This is a genomic window from Phyllobacterium zundukense, assembly GCF_002764115.1.
GTDB classification, from domain to species: domain Bacteria; phylum Pseudomonadota; class Alphaproteobacteria; order Rhizobiales; family Rhizobiaceae; genus Phyllobacterium; species Phyllobacterium zundukense.
Genome location: NZ_CP017940.1, coordinates 1,080,837 through 1,103,889, shown reverse-complemented (window position 1 = coordinate 1,103,889; position 23,053 = coordinate 1,080,837). Strand labels below are relative to the sequence as shown.

Annotated in this window: 25 protein-coding genes, 1 tRNA gene and 1 riboswitch; of the genes, 7 read left to right on the top strand and 19 right to left on the bottom strand. The window is 56.8% G+C overall.

The features are described 5' to 3' along the window. Positions 1 to 6: 6 nt before the first annotated feature. Positions 7 to 720 (bottom strand): 2OG-Fe(II) oxygenase, encoded by a 714-nt coding sequence (locus BLM14_RS05345; protein WP_099998434.1) that lies wholly within the window; start codon positions 718 to 720, stop codon positions 7 to 9. A gap of 189 nt (positions 721 to 909) precedes the next feature. Here BLM14_RS05345 and BLM14_RS05340 point away from each other — a divergent pair, with 189 nt between their 5' ends. Further along, positions 910 to 1,338: a hypothetical protein gene (locus tag BLM14_RS05340; protein ID WP_099998433.1), complete on the top strand. Its 429-nt coding sequence runs from the start codon at positions 910 to 912 to the stop codon at positions 1,336 to 1,338. A 109-nt stretch (positions 1,339 to 1,447) separates the two neighbouring features. Beyond that, the gene (gene secD, locus BLM14_RS05335) at positions 1,448 to 3,976 is read left to right on the top strand and encodes a protein translocase subunit SecD (RefSeq protein ID WP_099998432.1); all 2,529 of its coding nucleotides are present in this window, start codon (positions 1,448 to 1,450) and stop codon (positions 3,974 to 3,976) included. A 12-nt stretch (positions 3,977 to 3,988) separates the two neighbouring features. Here secD and BLM14_RS30880 read toward each other — a convergent pair whose 3' ends face one another. After that, positions 3,989 to 4,132 (bottom strand): hypothetical protein, encoded by a 144-nt coding sequence (locus BLM14_RS30880; RefSeq protein ID WP_157929476.1) that lies wholly within the window; start codon positions 4,130 to 4,132, stop codon positions 3,989 to 3,991. 28 nt (positions 4,133 to 4,160) lie between these two features. On the opposite strand from BLM14_RS30880, the gene ybaL reads away from it, so the two are divergent. From ybaL to BLM14_RS05320, 3 genes are all read left to right on the top strand, one after another. Further along, positions 4,161 to 5,927 (top strand): YbaL family putative K(+) efflux transporter, encoded by a 1,767-nt coding sequence (gene ybaL / locus BLM14_RS05330; RefSeq protein ID WP_099998431.1) that lies wholly within the window; start codon positions 4,161 to 4,163, stop codon positions 5,925 to 5,927. Positions 5,928 to 5,966: 39 nt separating this feature from the next. Further along, positions 5,967 to 6,917 (top strand): lysylphosphatidylglycerol synthase domain-containing protein, encoded by a 951-nt coding sequence (locus BLM14_RS05325; protein WP_099998430.1) that lies wholly within the window; start codon positions 5,967 to 5,969, stop codon positions 6,915 to 6,917. A 177-nt stretch (positions 6,918 to 7,094) separates the two neighbouring features. Further along, positions 7,095 to 7,658, top strand: coding sequence for an RBBP9/YdeN family alpha/beta hydrolase (locus BLM14_RS05320; RefSeq protein WP_100001043.1), 564 nt, complete (start codon positions 7,095 to 7,097; stop codon positions 7,656 to 7,658). 26 nt (positions 7,659 to 7,684) lie between these two features. Here BLM14_RS05320 and cysW read toward each other — a convergent pair whose 3' ends face one another. The 4 genes from cysW to BLM14_RS05300 all read right to left on the bottom strand — a co-directional run bounded on the left by cysW (position 7,685) and on the right by BLM14_RS05300 (position 10,960). Next, positions 7,685 to 8,551, bottom strand: a complete 867-nt coding sequence (cysW, locus tag BLM14_RS05315; RefSeq protein ID WP_099998429.1) for a sulfate ABC transporter permease subunit CysW — start codon at positions 8,549 to 8,551, stop codon at positions 7,685 to 7,687. Further along, the gene (gene cysT / locus BLM14_RS05310) at positions 8,535 to 9,377 is read right to left on the bottom strand and encodes a sulfate ABC transporter permease subunit CysT (RefSeq protein WP_099998428.1); all 843 of its coding nucleotides are present in this window, start codon (positions 9,375 to 9,377) and stop codon (positions 8,535 to 8,537) included. Before cysT ends, cysW begins: the two co-directional genes overlap by 17 nt. A gap of 103 nt (positions 9,378 to 9,480) precedes the next feature. Further along, the gene (locus BLM14_RS05305) at positions 9,481 to 10,488 is read right to left on the bottom strand and encodes a sulfate ABC transporter substrate-binding protein (protein WP_099998427.1); all 1,008 of its coding nucleotides are present in this window, start codon (positions 10,486 to 10,488) and stop codon (positions 9,481 to 9,483) included. 280 nt (positions 10,489 to 10,768) lie between these two features. After that, positions 10,769 to 10,960, bottom strand: coding sequence for a hypothetical protein (locus tag BLM14_RS05300; RefSeq protein ID WP_099998426.1), 192 nt, complete (start codon positions 10,958 to 10,960; stop codon positions 10,769 to 10,771). A 293-nt stretch (positions 10,961 to 11,253) separates the two neighbouring features. On the opposite strand from BLM14_RS05300, the gene BLM14_RS05295 reads away from it, so the two are divergent. Further along, entirely contained in the window at positions 11,254 to 11,703 is a 450-nt protein-coding gene (locus tag BLM14_RS05295) for an RrF2 family transcriptional regulator (RefSeq protein WP_099998425.1), read from the top strand. 17 nt (positions 11,704 to 11,720) lie between these two features. Here the strand turns inward: BLM14_RS05295 and BLM14_RS05290 are convergent, their stop codons facing one another. The 11 genes from BLM14_RS05290 to BLM14_RS05240 all read right to left on the bottom strand — a co-directional run bounded on the left by BLM14_RS05290 (position 11,721) and on the right by BLM14_RS05240 (position 20,516). Continuing rightward, a complete protein-coding gene (locus BLM14_RS05290) occupies positions 11,721 to 12,494 on the bottom strand; it encodes a thiazole synthase (RefSeq protein WP_099998424.1) in 774 nt (257 codons plus the stop codon). Between the two features lie 3 nt (positions 12,495 to 12,497). Beyond that, positions 12,498 to 12,695 carry a sulfur carrier protein ThiS gene (thiS, locus tag BLM14_RS05285; protein ID WP_099998423.1) on the bottom strand — a complete coding sequence of 66 codons (198 nt, stop codon included), beginning with the start codon at positions 12,693 to 12,695 and terminating at the stop codon, positions 12,498 to 12,500. Continuing rightward, on the bottom strand, positions 12,692 to 13,651 hold the full coding sequence (thiO, locus tag BLM14_RS05280) for a glycine oxidase ThiO (RefSeq protein ID WP_099998422.1): 960 nt from the start codon (positions 13,649 to 13,651) through the stop codon (positions 12,692 to 12,694). The genes thiS and thiO overlap by 4 nt, the downstream gene beginning before the upstream one ends. 4 nt (positions 13,652 to 13,655) lie before the next feature. Then, positions 13,656 to 15,473: a phosphomethylpyrimidine synthase ThiC gene (gene thiC, locus BLM14_RS05275; protein WP_100001042.1), complete on the bottom strand. Its 1,818-nt coding sequence runs from the start codon at positions 15,471 to 15,473 to the stop codon at positions 13,656 to 13,658. Between the two features lie 108 nt (positions 15,474 to 15,581). Further along, a riboswitch (TPP riboswitch) is annotated at positions 15,582 to 15,697 on the bottom strand. Between the two features lie 45 nt (positions 15,698 to 15,742). Then, positions 15,743 to 16,312 carry an NADPH-dependent FMN reductase gene (locus BLM14_RS05270; protein ID WP_099998421.1) on the bottom strand — a complete coding sequence of 190 codons (570 nt, stop codon included), beginning with the start codon at positions 16,310 to 16,312 and terminating at the stop codon, positions 15,743 to 15,745. A gap of 227 nt (positions 16,313 to 16,539) precedes the next feature. Continuing rightward, positions 16,540 to 16,812 carry a 30S ribosomal protein S21 gene (rpsU, locus tag BLM14_RS05265; protein WP_099998420.1) on the bottom strand — a complete coding sequence of 91 codons (273 nt, stop codon included), beginning with the start codon at positions 16,810 to 16,812 and terminating at the stop codon, positions 16,540 to 16,542. Between the two features lie 251 nt (positions 16,813 to 17,063). Then, complete coding sequence (locus tag BLM14_RS05260; RefSeq protein ID WP_099998419.1) at positions 17,064 to 17,408, bottom strand: RidA family protein; 345 nt, start codon at positions 17,406 to 17,408, stop codon at positions 17,064 to 17,066. An 87-nt stretch (positions 17,409 to 17,495) separates the two neighbouring features. Then, positions 17,496 to 17,571 (bottom strand) — tRNA-Lys (locus tag BLM14_RS05255). 115 nt (positions 17,572 to 17,686) lie between these two features. Next, positions 17,687 to 18,604, bottom strand: a complete 918-nt coding sequence (locus BLM14_RS05250; RefSeq protein WP_099998418.1) for a PhzF family phenazine biosynthesis protein — start codon at positions 18,602 to 18,604, stop codon at positions 17,687 to 17,689. A gap of 79 nt (positions 18,605 to 18,683) precedes the next feature. After that, the gene (locus tag BLM14_RS05245) at positions 18,684 to 19,397 is read right to left on the bottom strand and encodes an NUDIX hydrolase (RefSeq protein WP_099998417.1); all 714 of its coding nucleotides are present in this window, start codon (positions 19,395 to 19,397) and stop codon (positions 18,684 to 18,686) included. Positions 19,398 to 19,400: 3 nt separating this feature from the next. Further along, on the bottom strand, positions 19,401 to 20,516 hold the full coding sequence (locus BLM14_RS05240; RefSeq protein ID WP_100001041.1) for an endonuclease/exonuclease/phosphatase family protein: 1,116 nt from the start codon (positions 20,514 to 20,516) through the stop codon (positions 19,401 to 19,403). Between the two features lie 110 nt (positions 20,517 to 20,626). On the opposite strand from BLM14_RS05240, the gene BLM14_RS32630 reads away from it, so the two are divergent. Beyond that, the gene (locus BLM14_RS32630) at positions 20,627 to 20,998 is read left to right on the top strand and encodes a BA14K family protein (protein ID WP_099998416.1); all 372 of its coding nucleotides are present in this window, start codon (positions 20,627 to 20,629) and stop codon (positions 20,996 to 20,998) included. Between the two features lie 170 nt (positions 20,999 to 21,168). On the opposite strand, the gene ilvC is transcribed toward BLM14_RS32630, so the two are convergent. Both ilvC and BLM14_RS05225 read right to left on the bottom strand, forming a co-directional pair. After that, the gene (gene ilvC, locus BLM14_RS05230) at positions 21,169 to 22,188 is read right to left on the bottom strand and encodes a ketol-acid reductoisomerase (RefSeq protein WP_099998415.1); all 1,020 of its coding nucleotides are present in this window, start codon (positions 22,186 to 22,188) and stop codon (positions 21,169 to 21,171) included. A gap of 26 nt (positions 22,189 to 22,214) precedes the next feature. Then, positions 22,215 to 22,868, bottom strand: a complete 654-nt coding sequence (locus tag BLM14_RS05225; protein ID WP_099998414.1) for a TetR/AcrR family transcriptional regulator — start codon at positions 22,866 to 22,868, stop codon at positions 22,215 to 22,217. Positions 22,869 to 23,053 lie beyond the last annotated feature (185 nt).

Below are 23,053 nucleotides of genomic sequence, written 5' to 3'. Positions count from 1 at the left end.
CGGACCCTACTTCGAATCGTGGAAGATAATGCCGAGCGTGTGGCGCTTACCGCTGCGCAGGCGGCTGACACCGTGGCGCATATTCACCCGGTAGTGGCCCCGCGTTCCCTTTACCGGACGCTGGCTGACGGGAAATATCACCGCATCGCCTTGCTGAAGCGGCACGATCTCGGCGCGCGACTGCATGCGCGGTCGCTGCTCTGTCAGGACAAACTCGCCGCCCGTGAAATCCTCCTGCGGTTTCGACAACAGAAATGCTACCTGGAGTGGAAAGACATGCACGCCGTAAATATCCTGGTGCAGGCAGTTATAATCGCCCTCGCCATATTCGAGCAGCAACGGCGTTGGCCGGTCCTGCCCTGCTGCATGGCACCGCTCGATGAATGCTGCATGCCGGTCCGGATAACGGACATCGATGCCCATCAATTCATTCCAGCGGTTGGCGATTCCAGCAAGCGGCGGATAGAGCGACTGGCGTAGATCGTTTACAAGGCCCGGCAGGGGATAGCTGAAATACTTGTACTCGCCTCGTCCAAATCCATGCCGCGCCATGACGATGCGTTTGCGAAACTGGCCGTCGTCGGGATATCCGGCAGCAAGCTTTTCGCAATCCGCCCTGGACAACACATTCTTCAAAATGGCGGAGCCGAAATTGTCCAACTCCGTCTCGATCGCGCTCCACGGGATTGCTGCTGCATTGGTAATTGTATCTGCCATCATGACATCTCCATTTTTCGAACAAGAGTGCCATTTTGGCTGTTTCGTTCCACCCGTTTCCTGCAAAACGACATATTTTCCCGTCATGAAACCCGCCGCACGACGATTTTAGGTGACTCAGCCTGCCAGACTTCATAAATAGAGTCGCAGCGAGGTGCTCAGCACCGCGATGATTGAATATTGGATAAACGAATGAGCATTCATGGAAATAGCAAAACAGGAAAGCGCAGCGCTGCTCCGCTCCTGATTTCTATTTTCTGGCTCGTCTCTACAATCGGCGCCGCCTTGGGTACTGTCTACATGACGGGCCCTGACGCCAGTATCGCAACCAGCGAACTCGGCACGCCGAACAAGAGCGAAACGCGCCTGGCTCACGAAGTCGACAATCAATCGACACCGGTTCAGCGGCCAATGCGTGTTGCAGCGCTGGAAGCGCTGCATCTGAAGATCAAGAGTGGCCTGCAATCCGATAGCGGTCCGCAGGATGCATTGCTGCCTTGCGAGCCCGCACTGGTCGTCGCAAACCAGAAAAATGCTCTCTTAATTCAGGTCAGTTCAAGTTTCACGCTTGACCACAATTCAGTTTTCAGCGCCCGCGCGCCGCCTTTAACCGCGGCCTGACATCACCGTTTCCGCTTAGGAGACGACGAAAACAAACTCCGGCTGCCGCCAAGCAGACTCGTAATCCAGTTCTCGGCAGCATGCCCGCACCTCACAACGGAACACAGATATGCGTACTTCGAGATGGGTTCTCTGGACCTATATTATTATCATTCTGGCAGGCATAGTCCTCGCGCTCCCCAACCTGTTTACCAAGGCACAGCTCGATGCTCTGCCGAGCTGGTTTCCCAAGAAGCAGGTAGCACTCGGCCTTGACCTTCGTGGCGGCTCCTATCTGGTTCTCGAAGTCGATGCGGCAGCGCTGAAGAAAGACCGTGTCCGCGGGATGTTGGAAGATGCGCGCGGCCACCTGCGCACCGCAAAAATTCAGCCTCAATCCGTGCGCGTTGCCGGCGATTCTGTTATTGTGACCCTTGCTGACCCGGCACAGCGCGACGCTGCAGTCACCGCCTTGCGCGAGCTGACAGCACAGGTTGCGCAGGTGGGCTTCGCCGCTCCTGTCAGCGACATCGATATCACCACGACCGATAACCAGATCCGCCTGACCCTGACAGAAGCGGGTATGAAGGACAAACTCGACAATGCTCTGCAGCAGAGTCTTGAAATCGTCCGCCGCCGCGTCGATCAGGTCGGCGTCGCCGAACCCTCGATCCAGCGCGTGGGGTCCGATCGTATCGTCGTCCAGTTGCCCGGTCTGCAGGATCCAAGCCAGCTCCGCGCCTTGCTCGGCAGCACCGCCAAGATGACTTTCCACATGGTTGCGGACCGCAATGCCGGTGCAACGCCGCAGCCAGGCGTCACAATCCTGCCTGATGTGAAGGATCCCTCCATTACCTATCCGGTTGAAGACCGGGTGGCCATCAGCGGCGAGCGCCTGACTGATGCTCGTGCAGCCTTCGACCAGCAGACCAATCAGCCGATCATTTCCTTCCGCTTCGACAATGTCGGTGCACGTCAGTTCGCCGACATCACCAGCCAGAATGTCGGGCGGCCCTTCGCCATCGTGCTCGACGGCAAGGTTCTGACCGCTCCCGTTATCCAGGTACCGATCACTGGCGGCTCCGGCCAGATCACCGGCAACTTCACCGTGCAGGATACGGTCACCACTGCAGCCCTGCTGCGCGCCGGTGCCCTGCCCGCCCCGCTCACCGTCATTGAGGAACGCACGGTTGGTCCGGACCTTGGCGGTGACGTCATCAAGATGGGTCTTCTGACAGGCTTCATTGGCTTCGCGCTGGTTGTGGCATTTATTTTCGTCCTCTATAGCGGCTGGGGCCTCATCGCCAACCTCGCCCTCGCCCTCAATGTCGCGCTGACGTTTGGCATACTGAGCCTGCTCGGAGCGACGCTAACCTTGCCTGGTATCGCCGCCATCATCCTGGGTATCGGTTTCGCGGTGGATGCGAATATTCTCATCAACGAGCGTATCCGTGAGGAAGCGCGCAAAGGCATCGGTGCGATGGCTGCCGTCGACCGCGGCTTCAGGCTTGCTTACTCGACGATCGTCGATGCAAACGCCACGCACTTGATCGCGACATTCCTGCTCTTCCTGTTCGGCACAGGACCTGTACGCGGCTTTGCGATCACCATGATCATCGGCGCGCTTGTCTCGATGTTCACCGCTGTCACGGTCGTTCGCATCATCATGATGGCCATCGTTCGTCGCCGTAAAATGAAGACAATCCACATCGAGCATCTGTTCAAGCTCGTTCCGGAAAACACCAATATCTCCTTCATGAATGCCCGCTTCTTCGGCATCGGCGTTTCGATCTTCCTTTCGATCGCCTCGATCGTCCTGTTCATCCATCCGGGTCTCAATTACGGCATCGACTTCAAGGGCGGCATCCAGGTCGACGTCACGACGTCCAAGCCTGCAGACCTCGCCACGATGCGTTCGACGCTGGAAGGTCTCGGGCTGGGTGAAGTGGCCCTGCAGCAGGGTGGCGGAGACAACCGGGTCCTTATTCGGGTTCAGCGCCAGGAGGGCGGCGAGACCGCTCAAACTGAAGCTGTAACAAAGGTAAAGGCGGCCGTGGAGCAGCTCGACCCAGGCGTCAGGATCGAGAGCTCCGAAGTTGTTGGACCGAAAGTCAGCAGTGAACTGGCAAGGTCAGGTATCCTTGCGGTTGTTCTCGCCAGCATTGCCATGCTGCTTTACATCTGGTGGCGGTTCGAATGGCACTTTGCACTCGGTGCGATTGCGACCTTGATCCTCGACACCACAAAGACCGTTGGTTTCTTTGCACTGATGGGGCTCGACTTCAACTTGACCGCCATCGCTGCGCTGCTGACGATCATCGGCTATTCGGTCAATGACAAGGTCGTGGTTTATGACCGCATGCGTGAGAACTTGCGCATTCACAAGAAGATGCCGCTGCGTCAGATCATCGATCTGTCGATCAACCAGACATTGGCACGCTGTATCTACACGTCGCTCACCGTCTTCCTTGCCATGCTTCCGATGGCAATCTGGGGTGGCAAGGCCGTTGAGAACTTCGCGCTGCCGATGCTCTTCGGCGTGGTCATCGCCACAAGCTCCTCGCTTTTCATCGCAGCGCCGATCCTCCTGCTGCTTGGAAACTGGTGGGAGAAAAACCACGCTCATCGTATCGGCGAAAAGCCGGTCGCTCAGAGCTGATCGGCCGCCGGCTTAACCTTCAAGCCTAAATATCTGCGGCGCATGGAAAAAATACCATTTCCCGCGCCGCAGATCGAGATAAGCGGTTTGCAAGCCATCCTCGGTACGCAATACTGCTCGCGCCAGGTCTGCGTGCAGGGCCGCCACTTTCTTCATTTTCCAATCAAGGGGGAGACGCCGACATATGCCTCATGAAACGCCGCTGATTGCGACAATCGTCATAGGTCTTGTACTGGCCTTCATTTTCGGTGCGATTGCCAACCGCCTGCGTATTCCTCCCCTTGTCGGTTATCTTGTCGCCGGTGTCTTGGCCGGCTCCCATACTCCCGGATTTGTCGCCGATCAGGACCTGGCGGCCGAACTCGCGGAAATCGGCGTCATCCTGCTCATGTTCGGCGTTGGCCTGCATTTCTCCCTGAAAGACCTTTTGTCGGTCCGTGCTATCGCGATCCCCGGCGCAATCGTTCAAATCGTGGTTGCAACGCTCCTTGGCGCAGGCCTTGCATGGATTCTTGGCTGGAGCATGCAGGCGGGTTTCGTCTTTGGCTTGGCACTTTCAGTAGCAAGTACCGTCGTCCTTCTGCGTGCCATGCAGGAGCGCCGCCTGATCGAGACAGAACGCGGCCGCATCGCCGTTGGCTGGCTAATTGTCGAAGACCTCGCAATGGTCCTGGCGCTCGTCTTGCTGCCGGCCTTAGCCGGTGCCCTCAATGGCGGCGGTGCGACCGACGGTGCGATTCACGCAGCCAGCGACCCCCTCGCCTCCTATTTCAATCTCGGCATTGGCGGCGTCATAGCGCTGACGTTTGGCAAGGTTGCTGCGTTCGTTGCGGTCATGCTGATCGTCGGGCGCCGGGTCATTCCATGGACCTTGCACGCGATCGCGCATACCGGCTCACGCGAACTCTTCCGTCTCGCAGTTCTCGCGATTGCACTTGGTGTTGCCTTTGGCGCATCAAAGCTCTTCGGCGTCTCGCTGGCACTCGGCGCATTCTTCGCCGGCATGATCATGAGCGAATCCGAACTCAGCCATCGGGCGGCGGAAGAATCCCTGCCGCTGCGTGACGCTTTTGCCGTGCTGTTCTTCGTGTCGGTCGGAATGCTGTTCGATCCGATGACCATCATCAACGACCCGCTGCCGCTTCTCGCGACACTTGCGATCATTGTCATTGGCAAGTCGCTGGCCGCCTTCTTCATTGTACTCGCCTTCGGTTATCCAACCGGCACGGCCCTCATCATTTCCGCCAGCCTGGCGCAAATTGGCGAGTTCTCCTTCATTCTCGCTGAGATTGGCGTGGGTCTGGGAATGCTGCCGGAAGAAGGCCGCGATCTTATCCTTGGCGGCGCCATTCTCTCCATTCTCCTCAATCCGCTGGTGTTCGCAGGGGTGACCTATTTGAAGCCGAGGCTGGAAAAGCGCATGCCCACGACGGCCGCAGAGCCTGTTGCAGACGCGGAGACACCCGCATCGGAGGAACCTGACGTTGAAGAAATTCGCCATACTACCCTCACGAATCATGCCGTTCTGATTGGCTATGGCCGCGTCGGCAGTCTCGTTGGCGATGCCTTGAAAGAAGTGGGCAAGCCTTTTCTGGTCATCGAGGACGCAGACAAGACGGTGGCCAAACTGCGTGACGATAATATCGAAACGATCGTCGGCAATGCGGCCAATGGCGATATCCTGGCAGCTGCCAATCTGGCAGGAGCGCGCCAACTGATCCTCGCCATTCCCAATGCATTCGAGGCTGGACAAATCGTGGTCAAGGCACGCGCTGCAAACCCGGTCATCAACATTCTGGCGCGCGCCCATTCGGATGCCGAAGTGCAGCATTTGCAGGATCTTGGTGCCGATGCCGTGATTATGGGCGAGCGTGAAATAGCCCGGGGTATCGTTGCTCACATACTCGATCTTGACGAGCCGAAGCCGGAGGGGCCATTGACGGAACAATGACAAGAAGATGGTGACAGCAGTGGCTGGGCAGGAACAAGCATGAAGTTGAAGGACTATGCATGGCCGGTAATCGGACTGGCCGCCGTCGGGGTTTCCGTATGGCTCCTCTACAAGGAGCTTCGGAGCATCTCGCCGGACGACGTGATCCACAGCCTTTATGCCATTCCAATGCACCGCTGGATTCTGGCTGGCCTGTCATCCCTTGTCGCCTATGCTGCGCTTGCCGGGTACGATCGCATTGCGCTTTTGCACCTTCGCCGCAAAATTTCCTGGCTGTTCATCGCGCTTTGCTCGTTCACCACTTATGCACTCTCTCACAATATTGGAGCGTCCGTGCTGTCGGGCGCAGTCGTTCGTTATCGCGCCTATTCCTCGCAAGGCATGAGCGGACCCGAAATTGCCCTGTTGATTGCTTTTTGTTCGTTCACATTCCTGCTCGGGATATTGACCCTCAGTGCCGTTGTCCTGCTGATCGAGCCGGAACTGCTGCAGCGGTTCAACGCCGAACTGCCGCTCACCCTGAGTTACGTCCTCGGCTTTGGCTCGCTGGCTATCGTGCTGCTCTACGTTTTCGGCAGCTGGCTGCATTTCAAGCCATTGCGTATCCGCCACTTTACGCTTGAATATCCACGTCTCACGGTCGTGGCGCAGCAACTGATCGTTGGACCGCTGGAGCTCATCGGCGCCGCTGCCATCATTTATTTCACACTTCCGGCAGCCGGAAACCCTGGCTTCATGATCATCCTCGGCATTTTCCTCGTGTCGTTCTCGGCGGCGCTGATCTCGCATGCACCGGGTGGCCTCGGTGTATTGGAACTGGTTTTCCTGACTGGTCTGCCTGACGTGGATCAGGCGGACGTACTGGCAGCGCTCATCATTTTCCGCCTGTTCTACCTGCTGATCCCCTTCGCACTGTCGCTCCTCGTCGTCCTGTTCTTCGAACGGTCGCAACTATTGTTGCGCTGGTACAAGAAAGATGGCGAGCACTGACTGCCATCTTCCAGGCCTCTCGTGATTTTACGATAATCCGAATTCACGCAGGAATATTTTCCAGATATCGCCGAGTTTAGTTCGCTGTTCCTTCAAGCACGGGCAGTGCCCACCTATTTTGAAGCCGTACTTCAAACTTTTCCTCCCAAGCAATTTTGCATGAAAGGAGTGGTGGCACTGATGACGACTTTGATCATTCCGGGATACCGCGGTTCCGAAAAGGGACATTGGCAGCGCCAGTGGCTGGCACAGGACGAGACCGCACGTCTCGTCGAGCAGGACGACTGGGAAAACCCGGTCCTGTCGCAATGGCTGCATGTACTGGAAGCTACGCTCGCTGAAACGCCCGGAGCCATTCTCGTGGCCCATAGTCTGGGATGCGTGCTCGTTTCTCATCTCGCCAGCCGACCGTCAGCGGCGCATGTGGCAGGGGCCGTTCTGGTTGCGCCAGCGGACGCAGAACGCATGGCCGTGCAGGATCCCAAATTCCGCAGCTTCGCACCCCTGCCCCGCCATAATCTCGGCTTTCCATCGATCGCCGTCGCCAGCCGCGATGACCCGTACATGTCGTTCAACAAGGCGCAGGCCCTCGCTGAAATCTGGGGCTCTGGATTTGTCGATATGAAAAATGCCGGGCATATCAATATCGAAAGTGGTTTCGGCTCATGGCCTGAGGCCTACATTCTGGCCGATTCCATGCGACGGCCTCAAGAGACGTTTCGCACGCAACGCGCCGCGTGAAATGCAGATGAGCTAGGCTCAAGAACCTAGCTCATCTGCTTCCGCTCAAGCATATACTTCAGTATCAGCGTCACGACCGCGATCAAAGCCAGTGTCGACGAGGCAGCAAAAGCGCCCGTGACGTTATAATCATTGAACAATAGTTCGATCTGCAGGGGCAGCGTATTGGTTTGGCCCCGAATAGCGCCGGAAACGACAGAAACAGCACCAAACTCACCCATCACACGGGCATTGCAAAGCACCGCCCCATAGAGCAACGCCCAGCGAATATTGGGCAGCGTTATGTAGAAGAATGTCTGCAGGCCCGTTGCCCCGAGGGTGATCGCCGCCTCTTCGTCTTCGCTGCCCTGTGCCTGCATCAAGGGAATAAGTTCGCGCGCGACAAACGGACTGGTCACAAACAGACTGACCAGAAAGATCGCCGGAACGGTGAACATGATCTTGATGTCATAACTGTCGAGCAGCGGTCCGAGCAGGCCCTGGCTGCCATAGAGGAACAGATAAGTCACGCCTGCAACGATGGGTGAGACAGAAAACGGAATCTCGACAAATGTAATAAGCAGCCGCCGCCCTGGAAAACGGAAGCGCGTGACAAGCCAGGCCACGCAGATGCCGAATACCATATTGATTGGCACAACGACGATCGCTGTAAGAACCGTCAGCCACACTGCATGCAGGGTTGCGGGCTGCGTGATCTGCGAGAAATAGACGGCGATGCCCTCACGGAAGGCATAGGTGAAAATCACCAGCATCGGAACGCCGATAAACAGGATCGACAGGAATATCGCCGAAATGATCAACAGCCAATGCGACCGCCGTGAGGGCCGAACGCCATGCCGCCGCGACGATTGAACCGCAATTGCCGGCGCAACGAGATCAGCTGCGTTCTGCATAGCGAAGCTGCCAGGCCTGAATGGAATTGGTAACAAAGAGCATGACGAAGGCAGTGACAAGCATCACGGTCGCCAGGGCGGCGGCCGCCGGATAGTCATATTCATCCAGCCGGATGAACACGAGCAGCGACATGACCTCGGTCTCGAACGGCAAATTGCCTGATATGAAGACAATGGCGCCGAACTCCCCCAGGCTGCGTGCGAAGGAAAGGCTGCAACCCGCTATGAACGCAGGGAAAATCGCGGGCCAGATGATCCTGGCAAATATCTGCCAATTGGTGGCACCCAACGACCGCGCCGCCTCTTCGATATCGGTCGCAACGTCTTCCAGCACCGGCTGCACCGTCCGGATGACGAAGGGAATACTGGTGAACATCATGGCAAGGGCAATGCCGAGCGGCGCATAGGCAATTTTGATGCCCAATGGCTCAAGATACTGGCCGAACCAGCCATTTGTAGAAAAGACAGTGACGAGCGCGAGACCGGCCACAGCTGTCGGCAGCGCGAACGGCAGGTCGACCACCGCATCGAGAAGGCGCCGACCGGGAAATTCGTAGCGCACCAGTACCCAGGCCAGAAGCACGCCGAACACGGCGTTGAAAACTGTCGCCAATGCTGCTGCGCCGACCGTTATGCGGTAGGTCGCCAGCGCTCGCTCCGAGGAAATGATGGTCCAGAAATCCGCCCATCCGAGATTGACCGATTTATACAGCATCGCCAAAAGCGGCAGCGCGACGATGATGACAAAGTAAAGCAAGGTCACACCCATAGTGAGACCAAAACCCGGCAATATTCCACGCTGACTGGATTTTGAAAGCAACGACATGTGCAGTTTTCTAGAGGAAGTTGTAGTGAACGCAAGCGAAGGTTGAAAATGAAACGGCGCAGCCCTCAGGCCGCGCCGTGAACATGAATTTCACCAAAGTAAGTCACCGCTTGGTGAAAACCTTGTCGAGAATGCCACCCTCGGAGAAATGGTCCTTTGTAACCTTGTTCCATCCGCCAAAGGCGTCATCGACGGTGATCAGGCGGGTCTCGGGAAACTGCGCGGCGTATTTTTCCTTCACCGTTTCATCGTTCACCCGGTTGAAATTCTGCGCGAGAATGTCCTGCCCTTCCAGCGAATATAGGAACTTCAAATAGCTTTCTGAGATGGCACGCGATCCACGCTTGTCGACAACCTTATCGACTACGGTTACCGGAAATTCGGCCAAAAGACTGACCGGCGGGACGACTGCTTCATACTTGTCTTCGCCAAGCTGCTTGCGCGTCCCCAGCACTTCCGCCTCGAAAGTGATAAGCACATCGCCGATACCGCGTTCTGCAAAGGTCGTCGTCGCAGCACGGCCGCCCGTATCGAATACCGGCACATTGGCGAACAGCTTCTTCACGAATTCCTGTGCCTTGGCCTCGTCCTTGTTGTAGGCCTCAAGCGCAAAGGCATAGGCCGCGAGATAGGTATAGCGGGCATTGCCAGACGTCTTTGGGTTCGGGAAGATCACCTTGACGTCATCGCGAACAAGGTCATCCCAGTTCTTGATGTTTTTCGGATTTCCGGCCCGTACGAGAAAGGCCGGCAAAGAGTAGTAGGGCGATGAATTGTTCGGGAGGCGCGACTGCCAATCGGCAGGAATGAAGTTCCCCTTGTCGTGCAGCACCTGGACATCGGTCACCTGGTTGAAGGTGACGACATCGGCCTCCAGGCCTTCGAGGATGGAACGCGCCTGCTTGGAGGAGCCGGCATGCGACTGGTTAACGGTAATATCCTTGCCTGCCTCTTGCTTGTAAGCGGCCGTGAACGCCTTATCGATCTGCTCATAGAGCTCGCGAGAAATATCGTAGGAAACATTGAGGATTTCACTCGGCTCGTCGGCAGCCTTGACCGGAGTGAGGCTCAAGCTCAATGCCACCGTGGCATACACAAAAAGTCTTTTCATTGAATTCTCCCAAGCTCGCCGGCACACTTGCAGCGTCGCATTTTCATTCACCGCCCCATCCGCACAGCCTTGATGGAAACGCGGACAATTTTTGCGAGGATGACTTCAAAAACAGTGCCGCGGAAGAATTTATGTTCCAATGTCCTAGAGTTAACTGAAATCAAATACTGCAAACTGAGCAAAACAGAGCAAGCAGCCCGCAATCCGCGGAGCTGCTTGTTCTAATTATTCCAAAGCGGCGGCGCCGGTCGTGGATTCCTGCCTGAAAATTGTGAGTGGCTCACCAAAAGCCGCGATGCTGCCAGCACCAGAGGAAATCTTCCTCAGTCCAGTTGCGGTGCTTCTTTGCCGAAGCTTCCTCGCTATCGCGTTGCTTCGGATCGCCTGCATTCCGATCGAGTGTTTCAGCAGCAAAAACGTCCCGCCACAAGCGTTCCGCCCGATTAAAAATGCCTGATACTTCACTGTACATTGCGACCTCCATAAAACAATTCGGTTGCAGAGTGCAGTTGCCTTGTGGGGTCAACCGATACCCGATGATGACCGCTTGAAATCATTTGTCAATAATCTCTACCGGGTTAATCGTGTATTGAATTCGCGGCCATCTTCGGCAAAGTCTTAATGAATTATTATTTTTCAGCGTCTTACACATCATTTTTGAGACATTTATCGGCTGCAAAAAACTCAAATTTTTAACATTTTTACACTAGAAAATGCGGTGCGAGGGACTATGACTGCACCACAACGGTAGTCAGGCAAAGAAAAATGATATCGCAAAAAGCCAAATATGCTCTGCGGGCGCTCGTCGTTCTCGCCAGGGCAGACGCCGAGAAGGCTCTCTTCATCTCGGACATCGCGGAAGAACAGAACATTCCGAAGAAGTTCCTCGAACAGATTCTGCTTGATCTGAAGCACCAAGGTATTGTCATGAGCCGCCGTGGCAAGATGGGTGGCTATCTGCTGCTCAAGCCAGCCGAAGACATCACCTTCGGCGAGGTGCTGCGCCTGATCGATGGCCCGATCGCACCTCTGCCCTGCCTGAGCAAGATCGCCTATCGCCGCTGCGAGGATTGCCAGAGCGAAGAAACATGCGAAATCCGTCATGTTTTCAACGAGGTCGCCAATGTCACGCGCGGCGTTCTCGATAAGACGACCATCGCCGATTGCCTCGTTTATGGCGAGGACGGTAAAGTAGCCGAGATGCTCGACAGCTGAGCTTGCGTATCCAATTGTTACGTAAATACGGCCTTGCCGATCACTGGCGTTGACGGCACAGCTACGTCGCGCGGTTCCAGCATGCCGGCGCGATAGGCAGTATGCCCCGCCTCCGTTGCCTTGGCGAAAGCGCCCGCCATCGCTACCGGATCACCGGCCTTCGCCACCGCAGTATTCAACAGGATCGCATCGAACCCAAGCTCCATGACCGTCGCAGCATGCGAAGGGCGTCCGAGACCGGCATCGACGATCATCGGAACATCGGGGAGATGCCCCCGCAATGAACGCAAGGCGTGCAAATTGAGCGGACCAAGGGCCGAGCCGATCGGCGCGCACCAAGGCATCAGCACTTCACATCCTGCCTCGAGCAGGCGCTCTGCGACAACCAGATCATCCGTCATATAGGGAAAGACCTTGAACCCGTCATCGGACAAGATGCGGGCAGCCTCAACCAGCGCGAACACATCAGGCTGCAGCGTATCGTGATTACCGATAACTTCGAGCTTGATCCAATCGGTCGCAAAGACATCCCGCGCCATTTGTGCGGTGAGAACAGCCTCCTTGACCGTATGGCACCCGGCCGTGTTCGGCAGGACGTGGACTGCGAGCGAGCGGATGAGCGACCAGAACTTGTCGCCGGATTTGCCGCCTCCCATCTCCCGTCGCAGCGAGACAGTGACGATTTCTGTTCCAGAAGCCTTGATTGCGTCCATCAGGATGGCGGGCGAAGGATATTGAGCGGTGCCGAGCAAAAGGCGGGACGATAGTTTGGTATCATAGAGGGTCAGCATGTCTCAGCCTCCTTGCCGCGGAGTGAGTATTTCCACCCGGTCGCCCTCGGTCAGGCGGCAGGCCCGTCGTTCCGGGGACCGCACCAGCTCGCCATTGAGCGCCGTCGCCAGCCATTCGCCTTCGAATGCCAACTCGCTGAGTAAGGCGTCGAGAGATTGTGCAGTGACGTCGTGCGGTTCACCATTAACGATGAGTTTCATGGGGTTTCGCTCCTGGTCTCGAAAATCATGTCAGCAGCCTGCATAGCCATCGCTGGTGCAAGCAGAAATCCATGCCGATAAAGTCCGTTGATGCTGATCGTTTTTCCTTCGCGCGCCACACGCGGCAGATTGTCCGGATAGGCCGGGCGTATCCCCGCCCCCGTCTCGATAATTTCTGCCTCGCCAAATGCCGGATGCAGACTATAGGCCGCGTTGAGCAATTCCATCATCGAGCGCGCCGTGATCGGCCCGTGCGAGTCGCTTTCGATCATCGTCGCCCCCACCATGAAGGTGTTGTCGTCGCGCGGCACGACATAGACCGGGAAGCGCGGGTGAATGACCCGGACCGGACGCGACAGCGAGATATCCGGCGTACGCAAGATGAGCATTTCGCCGCGCACACCGCGTATATCCTCATCTGCCGTGGAATAGCCGGTGCAATCCATGATCCAATCAAAGCTGGCCGAATCAGATTGTGACAAATCTGTTTCGAACAAAACGCCTGCAGCGGCGAGCCTTGCCGCCAGACTGATCAGCACGTGCCTGGGGTCGAGATGTGCCTCCCCATCGAAGAAAAGGCCTTTGCGAAAGCGCCCCGCCAAATCAGGCTCAAGCGCGGCAATGGCCTCTTCCTCCACCGCTTCGTAGCCCGACGTTCGCGACCCGAACCGGTCCAGTTCCTTGACGTCGCGCGCCGGAGCCAGAACCAGCGTCCCGTTGCGAATGACAGAGCCGGGCAGCACCGCCTCCCACCAATCCGCTGCCCGCAAACCGAGTTCCACGACCCGCTGCTCGGCGCTTTCCCGCTCGCAATAGGGGGCAAGCATGCCCCCTGCGTACCAGGATGCTCGCCCGCTCGTGAGAGGATCAAGTACCGTTACGCGCGCCCCGCGCGACATGAGTTCATGGGCAACGGCAAGGCCCGCAACGCCGGCCCCCCTTACCAGAACGTCCACGACGTCAGGCCCCGCTGTTGAGCGGCATGTAGAGATCGCCGCCCTCGCGGAATTTCTCCGCCATGGCCGCCATGCCTTCCTTCTGCGCCTCGGCGCGGATGTCATGGGAAATCCGCATGGAGCAGAATTTCGGTCCGCACATGGAGCAGAAATGCGCCACCTTGTGTGCTTCCTTGGGCAGGGTCTCATCGTGATAGAGCCGCGCCGTTTCGGGATCGAGCGACAGATTGAACTGGTCTTCCCAACGGAACTCGAAGCGTGCCCGCGACAGGGCGTCATCACGCAGTTTCGCCGCCGGATGCCCCTTGGCCAGATCCGCCGCATGAGCTGCAATCTTGTAGGTTATCACGCCGACTTTCACGTCGTCGCGGTTGGGCAGGCCAAGATGCTCCTTCGGCGTCACATAGCAGAGCATCGCCGTACCGAACCAGCCGATCATCGCGGCGCCGATACCCGACGTGATGTGATCGTAGCCTGGCGCAATATCCGTGGTGAGCGGTCCGAGCGTGTAGAATGGCGCCTCGCCGCAAACGGCAACCTGCTTGTCCATGTTTTCCTTGATCTTGTGCATCGGGACGTGACCTGGCCCCTCGATCATCACCTGGCAGTCCTTGGCCCAGGCGATCTGCGTAAGTTCACCGAGCGTTTCGAGTTCGGCAAATTGCGCCGCGTCATTGGCATCGGCGATCGAGCCCGGCCGAAGGCCGTCACCCAGGGAAAAGCTCACGTCGTAGACGCGGCAGATATCGCAGATTTCCGCGAAATGTTCGTAAAGGAAACTCTCGCGGTGGTGATGCAGGCACCACTTCGCCATGATCGACCCACCACGCGATACGATACCTGTCACGCGATTCACCGTCAGCGGGATATAGTGCAGCCGCACACCGGCATGAATGGTGAAATAGTCCACACCCTGCTCGGCCTGTTCGATCAGCGTATCGCGATAAACCTCCCATGTGAGGTCCTCGGCGATGCCGCCAACCTTCTCCAGCGCCTGATACAGCGGCACCGTCCCGATCGGCACAGGCGAATTGCGGATGATCCATTCGCGAATATTATGAATGTTGCGCCCAGTGGAGAGGTCCATCACCGTGTCCGCACCCCAGCGCGTCGCCCATACCATCTTCTCAACCTCCTCTGCCATCGAGGAAGTGACCGCGGAATTGCCGATATTGGCGTTGATCTTGACCAGGAAGTTGCGACCGATAATCATCGGCTCAAGTTCTGGATGGTTGATATTGGCTGGTATGATTGCCCTGCCCCGGGCGATCTCCTCGCGAACGAATTCCGGGGTCACATAATCCGGAATGGCGGCGCCAAATGATTCGCCATCGCGCACAGCTGCCGTTCTGGCTGCCACGCGGCCGAGATTTTCCCTTATTCCCACATATTCCATTTCCGGTGTGATGATTCCGGCTCGCGCATAGGCAAGCTGGGTGACGGCCTTGGTACCCACTGCCTTCAGCGGCTGATTGCGGATGGGAAATTCCGGCGTCAGCCGCTCGCCCGTGGCGAAACCATTGTCCGCGGGGATGATGTGACGCCCTTCATAGGAACGGGTGTCGCCCTGCGCGGCGAGCCAGCGCTCGCGGATACGTGGAAGACCCTTGGCGATATCGATCGCAGCGGAAGGGTCGGTATAAGGGCCGGAGGAATCGTAAACCGTGACATTGGGTTCGCCGGCAGTCGGATGAACAGCGATTTCGCGCATGGGCACGCGAATATCGGGATGAATGCGTCCGGTCTTGTATGTTTTGGTCGACGCCGGCAGGGAGCCGGTCGAGACGGTCGGGGCAGAAACAGTTGGGGTCATTGCGGTCATCATCAGGTTCCTTTGCAGTTTATTTGCGTGGAAACCCAGTTCTGTGCCGGAAGGATGAAAGGAGTTCGCGAGTCTGAATACAGACGATATTGTGCCGGAGCACGACTCGCGAAGACTTTTGCACCGTCCCTACGCCAGTATGAACTGGATCAGGTTCAACGGGTCACTGCGCTGCAAAGCCAGCAGTATCTCAGCCCCTTGTCGGGACTCCCCTGGTGAATAACCCTAACTGACCCGCTCGCGACTTCGTTGTCAAGCGGGTGTATGTTCTATGCTGCGCGAAGCTGTTTCAACGCGCCAGCCCATTTGGTTAGCTCGCCGAGCATGTTCGTTGCGCTTGTCACGATGCTTTCACTTGGCTGGAATACGCCTTCATCGTTGATGTATTGCTGGTAGGAATGTACCGGAACGCCTTCCGGAATGGGAACCATGCGCAATCCGGCCATCAGTCCCTTGACTGATTCGACCGAGCGCAAGCCGCCCGAGACGCCGCCATAGCTGACAAAACCGGCAGGCTTGTAGTTCCACTCCTGCCAGAGATAGATCATCGCATTGGTCAGCGGCGGCGGGGCGAAATAATCATATTCCGGCGTAACAAAAACATAGGCATCACCCGAATCGACAATCTCGCTCCATTTCCTTGTATGCGCGTGTTCGTACTTTTTCAGGCGAGGATGATTGGGTTCGTCAAAGATCGGCAGATTGATCTCGGCAAGATCGACCAGAACAGGGTCAAACCGGCCATCTTGCCTGGCAAATTCATTAAACCATTTTGCAACTGCGGGGCCTCCGCGGCCCGGCCGTGTGCTGGCGATGATGATGTTGAGCTTGAGTGCCATTGCCGCGTCTCCATAAGGCGTGAATCTTGTCGCCTATGAATAGGAAGGCTTTGCCGCACTGCACAAGAAGGCACTTTTTGGAAACCGGATATTCTGTTCTCGCTCAAAAGCAAACGACTGGAGGCTTTTAAGAATTCAGCCTGATTTGAGCAAAACGAAACCCGCTACAGCAGAGGCCGTGCGGGTTCTGTCGCGTTTACAAATGACCGGTCGGGCCGGTCATGGATTTATCGGTTGAAATCGCCGCCAGTGCTGCCGTTCGGACGGGCAACCCGTTCCTTTTTCTTCGGACCGGGCAACAGGCCTTCGCGCTGTGCCTGCTTGCGTGCAGCCTTGCGGGCACGGCTTACGGCTTCAGCCTTTTCACGGACGCGGCGCTCGGACGGCTTTTCGAATGCCTGGCGCGCCTTCATTTCGCGGAAAAGACCTTCCCGCTGCATCTTCTTCTTCAGGACCCGCAGGGCCTGTTCAACATTGTTGTCACGGACGAGAACTTGCAATCGTTTTCCTTACCCATGCTTGCCTCGTCTTGCAGAATCACAATTGACCACAATCAGACAAGCGTTTGAAGAATTGCCACTACGGCAATCCGGAGAAGCGCGGACTTTATTCATTTCCGCGCCAAAAATCCAGTGTGCTCAAGTAATTTACTCGGGCTTTTGTCCAGACATGCTGGCTTTTTCTATCGCCTGCCTGATGTAATTTCATACTTGGTGCGCAGTAACCGTTCCTGGTTCGTGCGCACAGAGAATCAAATTGCTGCAGTGATGATGATTTCCACCTTGTATTCCGGTGTCGCAAGCTTGGCTTCGCCAGTTGCACGTGCCGGCGTGTTGGCTTGATCGACCCAAGAATCCCAGACTGCGTTCATCTCGCCAAAGTCCTTCATGTCGTCGAGCCAGATAATGGCCTGCAACAGCTTGGATTTATCGGTGCCTGCTTCCTTCAGCAAGCGATCGACTGCCGCCAGAACATCCTTGGTCTGCTCGGTGACGCTCTTGCCTGGTCCACCAACCTGACCAGCGAGATAGACAGTATTGCCATGGATCACGGCCTGGCTCATGCGCGGACCAACTTCAATGCGACGAATGCTCATGGAAACTCTCCTCTAGCGATTGCGAGCAGGCAGGCGCCTGCCTTGCGTGCATGAAAAAAGGGCCATGCGGCCCTTTTTTCAAAAGAATGGTGGGCACAGTAGGGATCGAACCTACGACCCGCTGATTAAGAGTCAGCTGCTCTACCAACTGAGCTATGTGCCCGTCAGCCGCTTTGACGACCGAAGGTGAGCGCTCTATAACGGGGCAAATTCTGCCTGTCCAGCCCTTCTTGAAAACTTTATGACGGCTGCGCATAGTAACAATGCAAAGTCGAGCCTCACACAAAAAGCTGACCCTCTGCAATCTTGATCGCGGAGCCTCCAATACGTCCCCCGGTCAGCTTCTGATCGATAATATCGAGTTCGAGACGCAAGCTCGATGGCCGCCCCATCTCATGTCCTTGTTCGATCGATAGCCGCAACAAACCGTCCAGCGGCTCATCAAAGGCGTGGATGGCCCCCGCGAAGGCAGCAGTTGCAGACCCTGTCGCCGGATCTTCATATGTGCCCTCGTCGTTGACGAACATGCGCGAATGGAAATGACTGTCATGCAGGATTGTTTCGCGGCAATAGGCATAGACCGGCAGCTGGCGATGGCCAATCGTCGGCGCGACATCCTTCATCGCGGTCTGGTTGATTCTGATGCGACCCGCAGCTTCAAGACCATGGATCGGCACCAGTAGAAATGGCACGCCCGCGTCCCATATGCTCGGAACATGGTTCTCGAAGCCAATCTCCCGCGGTTCGAGCCGCAGCGCATTGGCAATGGCGATCTTGTCGTACTTATAGGGTATTTCCTGGGGCAAGCGCGGGAGGTCGAATTCTGCAAAGGCACCGCCTGTGCTCAGTTTCACGCCGCAGCGCACAGGACCAACCTGTTCCTCCAAGATGATCAGCGCGTCCTGATCTTCCTCGACCGCGCCGAAGCGGCGTTGGGCCAGTGCGACGGCGGTTCCGACTGTTGGGTGGCCCGCGAATGGCATTTCATAGTCGGGTGTAAAAATACGTGCCCAGGCTGTATGTGCCGGGTTTTTTGCAGGCAATACAAATACGGTTTCGGACAGGTTGAATTCCCGGGCAATTCGTTGCATCGCCAGATCGTCCAGCCCCTCCGCATCATGCACGATGGCCAACGGATTTCCGGTCAGCACCTTGTCGGTGAAGACGTCATAGACTTCATAATTGCGGCCGCCCATCTGCATTGCTCCCGGGTTGGTTTGGGAGAAAATAGAACAAGGCTTTATCTGTGCAAGTCAAACCTTGTGACCGTGACATTCAACCTTGCGCGAAATGCCAGTCGGCAAACGTGCGAAAAGTATCCGGCGTCCTCGCGCCCATTTCACCCGCCGCAGAAATCGCCGTGACATCGTCGAGTTCGGAATCCTCCTCGGCGGCGATATGGCTGCGGATGCGTTCTAACAGTTCATCCCCTGTGACATCAAAATAATGACGCCGAAAAAGGGCAATGCTGCGGTCGGCCGCGACAAGATGAATCTGATCGTCTCGATGACTGGCCTCGGAGAGCCTGACGCCGGTTTCCTCTTCGACCTCGCGTTGCATATTACCATCAATATCGACGTGTTCGTTCACCACATCGCTCTCGTCAAACGAACCGGCAGGAAAATAGACCCGTCCGGCGGCCGCGGTCGACATTGCCATCCGTCCAGCGATGAGTTTGTTGTCATTCGAAACAATGACGCCGACACTGAAAATGTGCCACGGCTTGTTACTCGTCGCATTGGCCTTCCAGTGCATCATCGTTGCAAAACGGGTTCGATGATATCGCGCCTCGAATGCTTCTTCGGTCACGCTCGCCTGCTCTGCCATGAAGAACGGGCCGTTGAACAGCGCCGGATTAGCGGTGGTGGCGCTTGCCCAGTTGGCAGCAATGCCTTCACGGTGCTCCAATTCATAGCCCAGCGGGGCGGTGTCAATCCGCACGATCGCGCTTTTGATCGGGATTACAGTCTTTTCGGCGATATGATGCATCTGTCAAACCATGTTCAGTGTAACGGCGACGGGGCAATGGTCGCTGGCCTTAGGGCGATCCCATCCCGTCCGCGGGAAGAGTTCCACTTTCTGCTTCGGTGGAAATATGGTCCGGTGCGGCTGGCCGCGGCGGATAATATCGGGAACCGCATCGGTATTGCTCCGCGCCAGCGCCGGGGACGCCAGGATATAATCGAGCTGGCAAAGATGCCGCTCCTGCGGACCGCGCGTGTGGTAGAGGGTCCAGCGATCCATGACCGGCCGCCGCTCCACCAGGTTTTCGCAAAAGCCGCCTTCCAGCAGGATATCGATACTGCTTACCGGTTCGCTCACAGGGTCGAATGTGTATCCGGCAAGGGAATCGCCACCAATGACAATCCTCTCCCGATAGTCGTTGAAATCGCCGCAGATGACCCAGCGCTTGTCAGCGGAACCGCCGTTGTGGGCAAATTTGTCTTCGATGATCCGGCGAACCGCCATCGCCTCCGCGACCCGGACCGGCATGGTGGATGCTCGTCCATCCAGACCATTGCGCGGCGAACCCATCGACTTGAAATGACTGACAAACAGCGTCAGCGGCTTGCCGCCAATACGCACATCGATCTCGAGACAATCCCGCTGGAAGATGCGCTCATGCGGCTCGATCCCAAGCAATGCAAGTTCGGGATTATGGATGCCAAAATCATTATAGGTGACGTGGGCATGACTGGTCATTTGGACGAACTCGATCGGCTCCCCATAGCGGGTCGTCTCCCGCATCAGCACGGCCACATCGATACCACGGCTGTCATTGCCCTCGACCATGTATTTGTATCGGTAGCCCTCCCCGACCATCTTGAACAGATAGCCGAATTCGAAGGCATTCAGCGCCCCGATATTGTCCACCTCCTGCAGGCAAAGGATATCCGAGTGGGTCTCGGCAATGGCCAGCGCCGTCAACTGGCGCGTATCGTCCGCATGCGCGATTGTCCGCGCCTGCTCCAGTTGCCGGTATTGCCCCTCATCCTGGATCTGGAAGAGCTGCAACGTCCGGTCCTTGTTGAGATTGTTCCTGAACCCCGAATAGTCGAAACGGTTCATGAGATTTTCGACATTGAAAGTAGCGATGCGGACGGACATGCAAAACTCGAGCGTTTGAAACAATATGTGGAGCAACAACGTTCCTCCACATAGAACCTAGCCTTATTGGCGGCTTGCCACCAGTAGCGATCGGCTCCACAAGTTCTTATATGGATTGGGTGACAAATTTTGGTGGGACGACAATGAAAATCTGGAAAGTCTTGCCTACAGCGTTTGGCGCCCTGGTGGCGATGCAACTTGTTAGCGCCTCCGCTCAGGGAATCGAGACCTATCGGCCGGCGCCGCGCGGTCTCGATGTGGTACCGATAAAACCGCTCCTGCTCCGCAACGGCTCCCCAGCCAACCCGGCGTCACGCGATTGCACTGGCTCCTCCCGCTGCGTTGACTTCCGCGTGCGTCGCCCGGTTGGCCCTTCGGGACCAACACAGACGGAGCGTTGCCAAGCCCGTTATCAAACCTATCGCGCTTTCGACAATACCTACCAGCCCTTCAACGGACCACGCCGCCGTTGCGATTTGTAACGGGCATTGGGACTGAAGAGGTAAATCCTGGAAACTTCCTGGATTTCCATGTCAGGTCCGCACAGCTAACGCTTACATGACTACGCCAAAAGAGCATGGCTCGATCGTCATTCAACAAAAAGGCCGGTGGAGCGATCCACCGGCCTTCTCCAATTTTATGAGCCTGAAGCTTAGTTCTTTGCCTTGTCGACCAGCTTGTTGCTGCCGATCCACGGCATCATGCCACGTAGCTTTTCGCCAACTTCTTCGATCTGGTGCTTGTCATTGTTGCGGCGGATGGCCTTGAAGCGCGATGCACCGGCCTTGTATTCCTGCATCCAGTCAGAGGTAAACTTGCCGGTCTGGATGTCGGTCAATACCCGCTTCATCTCGGCCTTGGTCTCGGCGGTGATGATGCGTGGGCCGGTGACATATTCGCCCCACTCGGCCGTGTTGGAGATCGAGTAGTTCATGTTGGCGATACCGCCTTCATAGATCAGATCGACGATCAGCTTCACTTCGTGCAGGCACTCGAAATAGGCCATTTCCGGCGCATAGCCAGCTTCGACCAGCGTTTCGAACCCGGCGCGGATCAACTCGACCAGACCACCGCACAGAACGACCTGCTCGCCGAAGAGATCGGTTTCGCACTCTTCGCGGAAATTGGTTTCAATGACGCCGGAACGGCCGCCACCAACACCGCAGGCATAGGACAGCGCAAGGTCATGGGCATTGCCGGAAGCATCCTGGTGGATGGCGATGAGGCAAGGAACGCCGCCGCCCTTCTGGTATTCGCCGCGGACTGTATGGCCCGGACCCTTTGGCGCGATCATGACAACGTCAACGGACTTCTTCGGCTCGATCAGGCCGAAATGCACGTTGAGGCCATGGGCGAAAGCGATTGCGGCGCCATCGCGTATATTATCGGCAATGTGATCCTTGTAGATGTCGGCCTGGAGTTCGTCCGGCGTTGCCATCATCATCAGATCGGCCCACTTGGCGGCCTCGGCAACGCTGACGACCTGGAAGCCGTCGGTTTCTGCCTTCTTGGCAGTCGCGGAGCCTTGACGAAGCGCGATGCGCACGTCCTTGGCACCGGAATCCTTGAGGTTGAGCGCATGGGCGCGGCCTTGCGAACCGTAGCCGATGATGGCGACCTTTTTCGACTTGATGAGGTTGATGTCCGCATCGCGGTCATAATATACGCGCATTGATCTATTCCTTCCCGTGTTAGGATCTAGTGGCCGTCCCCGGCCGCTTTCGTGTGGGCCCCGTAAAGAGCCAAAAACTGTTGTGTCGCTCGCCGGGCATCCCGGTCGATCGCCGCACCAGTCAATTCCAGCCGGTCGCCGAGCAGCAACCGGATTTGTACATCGCGGACAACCAGTCCGAAGAAAGTGCGAAATGCCTCATCCGTACCTTGAAAATGCAGCAGGCCCGTGTCCCGCCCAAGTTCAAGCAGCGGCTCCAGGCGCCGCGCCATGGCAAAGGGACCGTTTTCGAGAACGATGGCTCCAAGGTCGTGCTTGTCACTGCCGGCATGGCCAACAGCGACGCGATTGAGCGCGACCGAAATGGTACCGCACAACACGCGCAACCAGTCGGAGGCAAAACGTTCGAGACCGGCAGTCAGCGAGTTCAGGTCAAACGCTTCGCGGTTCACCGGCACGCCCCGCACCTTGGAAGCCTGCCACTGTACGGTCGCCGTGAGGAGCCCGTCGCGATCACCGAACCATTTATAGAGGCTTTCCTTGGAACAGCTCGCACGGCGTGCGACGCTTGTCATGGTCAACGTGTCGCCCGCTTCGACCAGCAGGGTAAGCGCAGCATCGAGAACGTCCTTCTGACGCTCCGTCAATGCGTTCTCGCTGACTTCCACTGTGGATTGCACGCTTCATCTCCTTGGCGTACCGTACCGTACGTTACGGCAGCGTTTTATTACGCTAAAAACGTTTTGACAAGCCGAATGAAAACATTTCGAGTGATAAATTTTCTGACCGATTTGGTGTAAAACCATACGTCTTTTCCCGAAAATGGGACAAAAAAGTGCGATTCCGGGACGAGATTCTCAATCGT